Source organism: Evansella cellulosilytica DSM 2522, assembly GCF_000177235.2.
Lineage (GTDB): Bacteria > Bacillota > Bacilli > Bacillales > Salisediminibacteriaceae > Evansella > Evansella cellulosilytica.
In genome coordinates, this window is record NC_014829.1 from 4589181 (window position 1) to 4600990 (window position 11810).

The window sequence follows — 11810 nt, forward strand, 5'->3', positions numbered from 1 at the left end:
CATTTTTGATATAGAAAAAAAACTATTCCAGTTTTGGAATAGTTTTTTGTTCATTTTATTATGCAGCGCTTGGCTTGTTAGCTGAAGCGTTGTCTGGTTGAGATGCATTGATCATTAAGAAGATCGCTGTAAGAACGTGCATCACCCATCCAACGAAAGGAATCCAACCAACACAAGAAGTAACGATACCTAAAATACTTCCAGTTGTTTTTCCACCATCTTTTTTAGTCAAGATAAGTGTAATGATGTGCAACACTAACATAACAAATAAAGGAATCCATAAAAGTCCGATAATGATAGAAGCACCTAAAACTGGAATTGCTAGAATCGCTTCAAGTCCGCCTGTAACCCACTTCAAAATTCTTGAAGGTGACATGTGAAAACCCCCTTTTAAATAAGTAAATAATCTTATAAAAACTAACCTTTTACATTGTAGCACTAATTACCTAATTTGTCTCCACTAAATTTAGCTTTGCTAAAGATTCTCTCATTTTAATAATAATTACCTATATAACCCGTTAATTCCTTAAGAAAATTAGGTTCAATTTTCTACAAATGTAAGGCTAACTTTTTCACAAGATGATATGATCATATTCCAAATAGAAGTTCGATAGAAGTGTCTTTTTTGTTTATTGGAAATCATCTGAATGAATTTCATCATTTTCGTCCCTTACAGGCCAAGGGTCTCAAAACATGAAAAAAGGAGTACCTACATGAATGTCGAATTTAGTATTCAGTAGCAAGTATAATTACCCGGTTTTGTACAAAGTATTGTTGATTGAAACGAAGGGTACGAGACGCCTGCGGGAAAAGCAAGAGCGGAAGATCCATCGGGGTGGGGTTCCCCCGATTAGCTGAAGCCTTGCCCGAGGCAAGCGAGTGTCCTGAAGTGAAAATCAACAACAAAGTTAAGGTAACAATAAAATTTATTAATGAGAATATACTTTTGATAGTATGATGTTTTATAAAAGTGAATGATGAAATTGATTTATCTAAATTATTAATAAAAAAATTCTATTTTTCTCGATTTCATTGTCCTTTTTCCCATTTGGCTATTTCTTCTCGTACAATAGGCGCAACCTCTGTTCCTAATAATTTGATTGCATTCATGACATCTTCATGCGGCATTGATCCTACCGGAACGTGTAGCATAAATCTTGTAATTCCAACATTTTTTCGCAAATGAATAATTTTTTCGGCTACTGTTTTAGGATCGCCAACATAAAGTGCTCCTTCAAAGCTACGGGCAGCATCATATGTAGCACGCCCATAATGGCTCCACCCACGCTCTCTACCGATGACATTCATGACATATTGGGTTGGTGCAAAGAACTTATCTGCAGCAGTTTCTGTATTTTCTGCAATAAATCCGTGAGAGTGAGATGCTACGGGTAAGGTATCTGGGTCATAACCAGCTTCAGCTGCAGCTCTTTTATACAACTCGACTAACGGTGCAAACTGCATGGGACTTCCACCTATTATAGCTAAAACAAGTGGTAACCCAAGTCGCCCAGCACGAATAACCGATTCAGGGTTCCCACCACTTCCTATCCATACAGGTAGTGGGTTTTGAATTGGGCGAGGATATACACCGAGATGATCAATTGCTGGACGGTGTTTCCCTTTCCAAGTGACCTTTTCCGAATCCCTTATCTTTAAAAGGAGCTCCAGCTTCTCGTCAAAAAGCTCATTATAGTCATGAAGGTCGTAGCCAAATAACGGAAATGATTCGATAAACGAACCCCTCCCTGCCATAATTTCTGCTCTTCCATTAGATATTCCGTCGACAGTTGCAAAGTCTTGAAATACCCTGACCGGATCAGCGGAAGAAAGTACTGTTACAGCACTTGTTAAGCGAATATTTTTAGTTTGTGATGCTGCTGCTGCCAAAATGACTGCTGGTGAAGATGCGGCAAAATCCTCTCGGTGATGTTCTCCGACACCAAATACATCTAACCCTACTTCATCAGCTAGCTTTATTTCCTCAATTACATTTCGTAAACGCTTTGCATGACTAATCACTTCACCTGTCACAGTATCAGGTGTCGTTTCTACAAACGTACTAATCCCGATTTCCATTCAACACTCCCCCTAACGAAAGTTAAGATACTATATTTTAGTATGTATCTATTGTGCTGCTTTTCCTTTTTATTTTCAAGTTGTTTGTTTGGAAATATTCTTTATATCATTGCAGATTATTTTATTATTTTTTTACACAAATCGACTACATGAAGCATATTTCTTGAACAGTGAGAAAAACATAATTACAATTGAGAATGTTCAGTAGTAATCAATGTTTTAATTTTTGAACGTTACTTCTTTGCGCGTTCTTAAAACGAATAACTACCATTTTATTCTTTCTCGCTTTTTCTTTACATAGTGTGTAAAGTTTTTGAACGAATAAAAAAATACACCGATACTACTTGACAAAACATTCAATTCTATATAATAATAAGTATCGAATTAGAATTATTATCGATAAAGAATTTTTTACAGCAATTTTGGGAATGCTAATAAAAGTTCTTAAAACTACAATATTTTTAGGAGGATTTTATCTATGTCTTTAATCGGAAAAGAAGTACTACCATTCGCAGCAACAGCTTTTAAAAACGGTGAATTTATCGATGTAACGGAGGAAAGCTTCAAAGGTCAGTGGAGCGTATTATGCTTTTACCCAGCAGACTTCACATTCGTTTGTCCAACTGAGCTAGAAGATCTTCAAAATGAGTATGCTACATTAAAAGATTTAGGAGTTGAAGTGTACTCTGCATCAACAGACACACACTTTACACATAAAGGTTGGCACGATAGCTCAGAAACTATCGGAAAAATTACTTACGCGATGATTGGTGACCCATCTCAAACACTTTCTCGTAACTTTGAAGTTTTAAATGAAGAAAGTGGTCTTGCTGATCGTGGAACATTCATCATTGATCCAGACGGTGTTATTCAAACTGTAGAAGTAAACGCTGGAGGTATTGGCCGTGACGCTAGTACAATAGTGAATAAAATTAAAGCAGCACAATATGTTCGTAACAATCCAGGTGAAGTATGCCCTGCTAAATGGCAAGAAGGTGGAGAAACACTTAAGCCAAGCCTTGATCTTGTAGGGAAGATTTAAGGAGTCGATATCGATGCTAGAAGCTGAAATAAAGCAACAATTAGAGCAATACTTACAATTACTAGAAAACGACATCGTTTTAAAGGTAAGCGTGAGCGATGATAACGTTTCAAAAGAAATGTTATCGTTAGTGAATGAAATCGCTGATATGTCGTCAAAAATTACTGTTGAACAAGTTGAGCTATATAGAACACCAAGCTTTAGCGTCAACCGTGTTGGTGAAGATACTGGTGTTACATTCGCTGGTATTCCTTTAGGACATGAGTTTACTTCATTAGTGCTAGCTCTACTCCAAGTTAGTGGTAGAGCACCTAAGGTTGATCAAAGTGCTATTGATCAAATTAAAAGCATTGAAGGAGAATTCCATTTTGAATCATACGTAAGCTTAAGCTGTCACAACTGTCCTGACGTTGTACAAGCACTTAACGTCATGAGCGTCCTTAACCCAGGAATTACACACACTATGATTGATGGTGCTGCATTTAAGCATGAGGTTGAAAGTAGAGACGTCATGGCTGTGCCAACAGTATATTTAAATGGTGAATTTTTAACGAGTGGCCGTGCATCACTTGAGGAGCTTCTTGCAAAAATCACGGATGCACCAGATGCATCTCATTTTGAGGATAAAGATCCATTCGATGTCCTCGTTGTTGGTGGTGGTCCAGCAGGTTCAAGTGCGGCTATTTATGCAGCGAGAAAAGGTATTCGTACTGGTATTGTTGCAGAGCGCTTCGGTGGTCAAATTATGGATACACTTAGTATTGAAAACTTCATTAGTCAAAAATATACTGAAGGTCCTAAGCTTGCAGCTAGTCTTGAGGAGCATGTGAAGGAATATAATATTGATGTAATGAATTTACAGCGTGCAAAACGCTTAGAGAAAAAAGACCTTGTTGAACTTGAACTTGAAAATGGTGCAGTTCTTAAAAGTAAGAGTGTCATCATTTCAACTGGTGCTCGCTGGCGTAATGTTGGTGTCCCTGGTGAAGCAGAGTTTAAAAACAAGGGCGTAGCATATTGCCCTCACTGTGACGGTCCGTTATTTGAAGGTAGAGACGTAGCTGTTATCGGCGGTGGTAACTCTGGTATCGAAGCTGCAATTGATCTTGCAGGTATCGTAAAGCATGTAACAGTACTTGAGTTCATGCCTGAGCTAAAGGCTGATGAAGTTTTACAAGAGCGCCTATATAGCTTACCAAATGTAACTGTCGTTAAAAATGCACAAACGAAGGAAATCATAGGGGACGATAAAGTGAACGGTATTACGTATATTGATCGTGATACAGAAGAAGAGCATCACGTTGAATTAGCAGGTGTTTTTGTTCAAATCGGTCTTGTCCCTAATACCGAATGGCTAGATGGTGTCATAGAACGTAACCGCTTTGGTGAAATTCTAGTGGATCGCCACGGTGCTACAAACGTTCCAGGTGTTTTTGCAGCTGGTGATTGTACGGATAGTGCATATAAGCAAATCATTATTTCTATGGGATCAGGTGCAACAGCAGCATTAGGTGCTTTTGACCACCTTATCCGAAATTAGTATAAGAAAAACAAAAAACGAGCTTGCTAAAGCTCGTTTTTTGTCTTTTCTTAGAAGCAATCGCATGTCGTCTTATCTCTTAAAGTACTAGCGAACGCTTTTTTCACTATTACTTCAGTAATCATCTACATTCCAAAGGGTGATTTGCCAAAATTCACGATCTTCTAAAACTAAGTCATGCGGTTTTTTTAAATCCATCCAATGAATATTTCTCTTTTTTGATAGTGGATTATCCTCTTCACCATTTAATGAAGTGAAATACTCTACAACTCCACTATTTTGAATTGCTTCTTCAAGGTAGGAATAGAGTATGGTTAAACACTTTTCTTGTTCTGCCGTTCCCTTTATTTGATTGGTTAGAGGAATATGATTAGAGAATGCTGCCACTTGATGTTTGAAAGAAAAATGTGGACTATATGAAAACCTTCGTTTTAAGTTGCTATCGTAGTTATTTTCAAAATATAAATGTGTAAAATCTAATTCACTATTAAAAACATTCGGTTGCTCTGACGATACCGGATTTTCACCGAATGATCCCCCAGGTAACCTCATTGGTGAAGAAATATAAATATACTGAGTCATATCTAATTCTCCCTTGATGTTTCTTCATTTAGGAAGTTCTCTCTCTGTTCAAGAACCCTGTTGTAGTAGAAAAGCAACAGCAGCTTGCTTTTTGCTCCAAACACTCTCATTCATTGACTAGCAACGTTAAAACAGTATCAGTAATGCTCAACTATACTTTCTCTATTACGAAGAAACACATTATAAAATCCAAATAAAAATATTACCTTCAAAAACAATAAAATACCCATCATCATTTGAGGTATTTCTGGAGTCAGTGGGAATAAGAAATAGCTTACTCCTGTTAAAAAAAATGTAATCATCATTGCCGCACACACCAATTCTAACTTTCTTGCACTAACAGTTTTACTTGTTTCAACCTTCAGTACTTCAATAAGTTTAGAGATAATGATAAATACCAAAAACGTACCTACAATGATAAAACCTAACCCAATTAAAGATATAACAGCCATGTAAGAGGACATTTCAATAGTTAAAGGAGAATTACCAGAAACATTCAAAAGTAAAAAGATAATACTGTGAATCATCATGAAGATAACGTATGGTTGGACCTTTACGATACCGTTATATTTTCTTGCCAATTCCTTTACTCCAAAAAATATTGAAATATATCCAATGATGTTGGTTATATAATATGCAATACCTATGTCCAAGAAGCTTAGATTTGGTTTGAAGAATATAAACAGTAAACCAAGAAAAATATTGATCATGAACACTCCACCTCCCTTAATAGTATTTTCTTACTCAATCTCTCCGATATAATAGCATTTTTTTACAATAAATTTCTTTACTATTTAATTGTATCATAAATTTTTCCACTCTTTTTCCAAATCAAGAAAAATATGAACGTAGCTAACATGAGTATTATGATAAAAAACGAGACAGCTTCTTCACTTTCTAAAACTGTCTCGTTTTTACTATATAATTATTAATCATTTATCTCTAATAGTCCCATATGCTACTCGCCGGGCAATCACTAACAACCCAAATTAACAGTAGTGATTTATGTGGATCATTACATGACTTTAAAGTTAAAAATCATCGTTATTTTGTTATATCTGTTGAGACAACTAACTATAAACAGGTTCTTTTTCACAAAGACCGAGCGTCTCATCTGTATGTTTATGAATTTCTCTGAACAGCTCTCGGTTTTCTACTAAAGATTCACCGTAGGATGGAATCATTTCTTTAATTTTCCCTTCCCATCCAATCATGTGCTCTGGGAAGCATTTTTCTAATACTTCTAGCATAACGTTGACTGCTGTTGATGCACCTGGTGAAGCACCGAGCAATGCAGCAATCGAGCCATCCTCTGCACTAACGACTTCCGTCCCAAACTGTAAAGTTCCTTTTCCTTTTTCCGTATCCTTTATCACTTGCACACGCTGACCAGCAACAACAATTTCCCAGTCATCATTTTTAGCGTTAGGAATAAACTCTCTTAATTCTTCCATCCGCTTTTCATGTGAGAGCATAACTTGCTGAATCAAGTATTTTGTCAATGACATTTCCTTTGCTCCAGCAGCTAGCATCGTAAGCACATTATTAGGCTTTATTGAAGTTAGCAAATCGAACACTGAACCATATTTTAAAAACTTAGGTGAAAAGCCTGCAAAAGGTCCGAATAGAAGTGACTTTTCATTATTTATATACCTAGTGTCTAGATGTGGGACTGACATTGGTGGCGCACCAACTTTAGCTTTTCCATACACCTTCGCATGATGTTGCTCAACAACAAATGGATTATTGCATACTAAGAACAAGCCGCTTACAGGGAATCCTCCAATTTGCTTTGATTCAGGTATGCCAGATTTTTGTAATAAATGTAGGCTTCCTCCGCCGCCCCCAATAAAGACGAATTTTGCTTTATGATATTCTTTTTTATTCGTGTGTAGGTCTTTCACTTTTAATTCCCAAGAGCCATCACTTGTACGTTTCAAATCTTCAACACTATGTTTGTAGTGAAACTCTACATTTTTACTCTTTAAGTGATCAAACAGTGTCCGTGTCAATGCACCAAAGTTTACATCTGTTCCTGAATCTATTTTTGTTGCAGCTATCGGTTCATTAGACGTACGACCTTCCATCGCAAGAGGGATCCACTCTTTCAGTTTTTCATCGTCCTCGGTATATTCCATTCCTTCAAATAAGGGATTATTTGAGAGCGCTTCAAATCTTTTCTTTAAAAATGTTACATTTTTTTCCCCCTGGACTAAACTCATATGAGGTATTGGCATAATAAAGTCTTGAGGATTACGAATGAGATTACTGTTAACTAAATAAGACCAAAATTGCCTCGATATCTGAAACTGTTCATTGATTTTTACTGCTTTACTAATATCTATAGACCCGTCAGGCTGTTCGGATGTATAGTTTAGCTCGCACAATGCTGCATGCCCTGTTCCAGCATTGTTCCATTCATTAGAGCTTTCTTCCCCTGCTTTTTCAAGCTTCTCAAATACTTTAATGTTCCATTCCGGTGCTAGCTCTTTTAATAATGATCCTAAAGTCGCACTCATGACTCCAGCACCAATTAAAATAACGTCTGTTTCTTCTTGAATGCTGCTCATTATATAATCTTCCTTTCCCCCTAAAATCTGCAAAAAAGACATAGGTACTTCTGGTTGAATTATTTTATTAACAAGCTGCTACCTAAAAACAATCCTTTTTTGTGCCAAACTTCACGATACCTTCCTCTATTATAGTTTTTAATAGGTTAAAATATCTACTATTATCTGATAATTATAAACTATTTATTTCCCTTAAAAAAGTGAGAACTCCTTCCAAGTAAGGACGGCAAGAAGGGACGGTTCTCGTTTGCCTATTGTCCTACCTCGTTTTTCAATGATAAAAATTGCCAAACGAGAACCCTACAGTTATATAAAGATACTAAATTAAACTATGAAATGAGAGTGGGCAGTTATGAATAAAAAGATAAAGAATTTAGTGTTGGCTAACAGGGACTGCTAACAGGGACGGTTCTCATTTGCATGAGTAATGAGATATTTTTAATTTGGCAAACAAGAACCGTCCGGAACCAGTGAAAAAGTACTTGCATTTAGTGAGCTCCCTAATAAATATAAGGTTATTAGTATAGAGGAGTTGAAGAGACCTATGCAAACTCGCTTTCCGCGGGCGGCTGGTAAGCCTCCTCTATGCTGCGCATCTGCGGGGTCTTACCTCTGCCTTTGCTCCCGCAGGAGTCTCGCTTGCTTCGGTCTCATCAACTCTTTCTATAAATCTATAAATAAGGTACTTTGAATAATAATGCAATAATATATTAATTTTTACACTTTTTCAGCGGTCTCGAACCGTCCCCATTAGTCTCCCCTTATAGGTGTGGGGATGGTTTTCCAAATAAATATCCTTGAAACAATTCATATCCTATCTTTTTCAACCATTGATAGTCGTTTGTTTCCTCTACACCTTCTGCTAAAGGTGTGGCTCCTATCTCTTTGGCCTTTTGTAAAAACTTTTTAGCCACCTGTTGTTTCTTCTCATCTTCAAAAACTCCTTGTACATATTGCATGTCTAGCTTCATATACTGTGGTGAAATATCCTCCAGCATTGTATAAGTGTTATAACCTTCACCTACATCATCCAATGCATACTCGAATCCTTTTTCTTTGTAGTAAGACAGTATTGTTTTCAAGTGAGCAATATCATCAACTTTCTCCGTTTCTACTACTTCGAATACTAATTGGTGGGGATCCAGGTTTAATTCGCTGGCTAACTTTACTGTTGAACGTAGACAGAACTCCGGTGAGTAAATCGACGTCGGAAGAAAGTTAATAAATGCTTTTTTATCTTGTATTCTGGCTGCAAACTTCACTGCTGTCATTCTACATAATTTATCTAATGCATATAAACGCCCTCTTTTTCTTGCAGCGTCAAAAATCTCACCAGGATATATTAAACTTCCATCTTCTTTCTGAAATCTTGCCAAAATTTCATATCCAAATATCTCTTCTTCTTGATTTACAATTGGTTGAAAATAACAAGTAAGACGTTCATTTTCAATTACGTCATCAATCCACCTTAACTTGTATGCTTCTTTAATCTCTAAAAACGGACGCCACTCTCCACCATTCGTTCGAAAAGATACATGATGTGCGGGCATATGATCCATGATGAAATCAAATAGGTCAATTACTCCTGTCTCCTCTAGCTTGATAATATTACTTGCAAAGGAGACTTTAAAATTATTACGCCTAAAGTGCTCTACAACTTCACCAATGAAAGATACATTCTCATCCCCATCAATTTTAATTTCATAAATCACTTCATCTATTAAACAACTTTTACATGTCATAAGTTTATCCTGCTTTCTCTTATTAGTAAGCTGGCTAAAGGGGACGGTTCTTCCTTGCCTTCTATGTTTATTATAATAGAGTAAAAGGTACTGACTGGCTACCCTTCTCGGACGTCTATTTTTTACCGATTAACAATGGTGGAAAGTTATTGTTTATTAATTGGAAAACGAGAACTGTCCGGTACCCGTGGAAGTTTACTTATGTTTAGTGGGAGAACTTATAAAAATAAGGTTCACACATCGAACGGAGCCATTGCCATTGAGTTTATTGGCACGGAAAAAGTTGCTCTGTACTTTTTCAGCGGTCTCTAAGTGTCTCCGACATTCATATTTCCCCCAATCAGTAATTTTTGGTAGAATTAAATTTAGAAAGTTTTGAAATCTATTAGGTTAACCTCCTAATAAATAAAAATCGTGAACAGGCGGAATGCTATGTTGGGTTTACAGGAACTTTTATTAAATTTTCTTTTTTTAATTGTTTTCTTACTTTTTATACCTATTATTTCCGAATTAAATTGCAAATTAATGACGTACCGTAAGAAAAAATGGATATATATCATATCCGCTTCATTAGCCATTATTAGTTGCATGTCCTTTCCTATACCTGTAATGGACGGTTATTTTTTTGATTTAAGATTAGTAGCACTTACAATAGCTGGATTATATGGTGGTATTCCATCTATTCTTATATTAGGTGGCGTTATTATCATTTGTCGCTTCATAATTGGTGGTTTAGGTGCAACAGCTACAATCATTGTCATCACTTTATTAACAATTTTATTAAGTACAATGTACAAATCTTTTAATCAATCTACACGTACAAAAAAAGTAATACTAGGAACTGCGCTTTCTCTAACAGCTGCAATTTTAGCATTGTTAAACTCCATTTTCATTTTCAGTATGCCATTTAGTGCCACGCTTTTTTTCTTATACATCATACTTACAATAATCTCAACAGCATTGCTTATTTATTTTTCTGAAGTTTTCAATGAAAGTCTTTTTATCAATAAGCGACTAGCTAAAGCAGAAAAATTGGAAGTAGTAAGTCATCTTGCATCTTCTGTATCACATGAAGTTAGAAATCCACTCACTGTTGTAAAAGGCTTTTTGCAATTAATGATGCAAAATGATTTACCCGATAGTCAAAGAAAAGGTTATTTAAAAATTGCTATTGATGAAGTTAATCGGGCAAATGAAATAATTAGTGATTATTTAACTTTTGCAAAACCTGCCCCTGAAAATGTAAAAACATTGAATATAAAAGAAGAGATACAACACACCCTTAACCTCATTTTACCGTTAGCCAATATGAAAGGGGTTAAAGTAGAAACCGAATTAGAGGAAGTATACACTAAAGGTGATGACCAACTTTTCCAACAATGTTTATTGAATATAACAAAAAACTGTATTGAGGCAATGCCCGCCACAGGCACGCTTAAAATAAATGCAGAAATAACGAATGAACAAATTATGCTAATAATATCTGATAATGGTAAAGGCATGACGAAAGAACAACTAGCACGTTTAGGCGAACCTTACTTTACAACTAAAGGAAGTGAAGGCACCGGTCTCGGAATGATGGTAGCCATCAAGATAATAGCGTCAATGAATGGAAAGCTAAGTGTAAAAAGCGAAGTTAATAAAGGAACAAACTTTTACATTCGCCTACCTTATTTGAAGTAATGGCAAATGGGGACAGTTCTTGCTTGCCGAGTACTAGGTGTTTAATTATAAACTTCCTAGATCGTACTTGATTTGTATACATAATTACGTTTTATTTTTGCAATAAAATTATGTTTTAATGCATTCCAGAGTGATGATGTATCTCCTCATGATTGCATAAGTGATCGCCAAAAGGAAGACGGTTCTCATTTGTCAGAAATAATTGTAGAATACGTACATAATTAATTGGCAAATGAGAACCGTCCGGAACCAGTGAAAAAGTACTTTCATTTTAAGTATAGACTAATAAATATAAAGTTATCTGAATATAGAAGTTGATGAGACCTTTGCAAACTCGCTTTCCGCGGGCGGCTGGTGAGCCTCCTTGATGCTTTGCATCTACGTAGTCTCACCCCTGCCTTTTCTCCCGCAGGAGTCTCGCTTGCTCCGGTCTCATCAACCTATTCTATAATCAGATATATTGAATATTAATACAATAAAATATCAAGGTTTCTACTTTTTCAGCGGTCTCGAACCGTCCCGATTAACTTAAAACAATAGAAAAAAGACCGTATTCGATAGAATACGACCTC

At 36.2% G+C, this 11810-nt stretch carries 9 protein-coding genes; 3 read left to right on the forward strand and 6 right to left on the reverse strand.

Annotated elements, in window-relative coordinates; translation table 11 throughout:
- Positions 1–58 precede the first annotated feature (58 nt).
- The gene (locus BCELL_RS20945; RefSeq protein ID WP_013490800.1) at positions 59–376 is read right to left on the reverse strand and encodes a membrane protein; all 318 of its coding nucleotides are present in this window, start codon (positions 374–376) and stop codon (positions 59–61) included.
- Positions 377–1029: 653 nt separating this feature from the next.
- A complete protein-coding gene (locus BCELL_RS20950; RefSeq protein ID WP_013490801.1) occupies positions 1030–2079 on the reverse strand; it encodes an LLM class flavin-dependent oxidoreductase in 1050 nt (349 codons plus the stop codon).
- A 478-nt stretch (positions 2080–2557) separates the two neighbouring features.
- Between BCELL_RS20950 and ahpC the strand changes: the two genes are divergently transcribed.
- Complete coding sequence (ahpC, locus tag BCELL_RS20955; RefSeq protein WP_013490802.1) at positions 2558–3121, forward strand: alkyl hydroperoxide reductase subunit C; 564 nt, start codon at positions 2558–2560, stop codon at positions 3119–3121.
- A gap of 13 nt (positions 3122–3134) precedes the next feature.
- The gene (gene ahpF, locus BCELL_RS20960; protein ID WP_013490803.1) at positions 3135–4661 is read left to right on the forward strand and encodes an alkyl hydroperoxide reductase subunit F; all 1527 of its coding nucleotides are present in this window, start codon (positions 3135–3137) and stop codon (positions 4659–4661) included.
- A 114-nt stretch (positions 4662–4775) separates the two neighbouring features.
- Here the strand turns inward: ahpF and BCELL_RS20965 are convergent, their stop codons facing one another.
- The 4 genes from BCELL_RS20965 to BCELL_RS20980 all read right to left on the reverse strand — a co-directional run bounded on the left by BCELL_RS20965 (position 4776) and on the right by BCELL_RS20980 (position 9555).
- Positions 4776–5243 carry a hypothetical protein gene (locus BCELL_RS20965; protein ID WP_013490804.1) on the reverse strand — a complete coding sequence of 156 codons (468 nt, stop codon included), beginning with the start codon at positions 5241–5243 and terminating at the stop codon, positions 4776–4778.
- 137 nt (positions 5244–5380) lie between these two features.
- Positions 5381–5953: a hypothetical protein gene (locus BCELL_RS20970; RefSeq protein ID WP_013490805.1), complete on the reverse strand. Its 573-nt coding sequence runs from the start codon at positions 5951–5953 to the stop codon at positions 5381–5383.
- A gap of 360 nt (positions 5954–6313) precedes the next feature.
- Positions 6314–7813, reverse strand: a complete 1500-nt coding sequence (locus BCELL_RS20975; RefSeq protein ID WP_013490806.1) for a malate:quinone oxidoreductase — start codon at positions 7811–7813, stop codon at positions 6314–6316.
- A gap of 761 nt (positions 7814–8574) precedes the next feature.
- Positions 8575–9555 carry an EAL domain-containing protein gene (locus tag BCELL_RS20980; RefSeq protein ID WP_013490807.1) on the reverse strand — a complete coding sequence of 327 codons (981 nt, stop codon included), beginning with the start codon at positions 9553–9555 and terminating at the stop codon, positions 8575–8577.
- A gap of 432 nt (positions 9556–9987) precedes the next feature.
- Here BCELL_RS20980 and BCELL_RS20985 point away from each other — a divergent pair, with 432 nt between their 5' ends.
- Positions 9988–11238, forward strand: a complete 1251-nt coding sequence (locus tag BCELL_RS20985) for an ATP-binding protein (protein ID WP_013490808.1) — start codon at positions 9988–9990, stop codon at positions 11236–11238.
- Positions 11239–11810 lie beyond the last annotated feature (572 nt).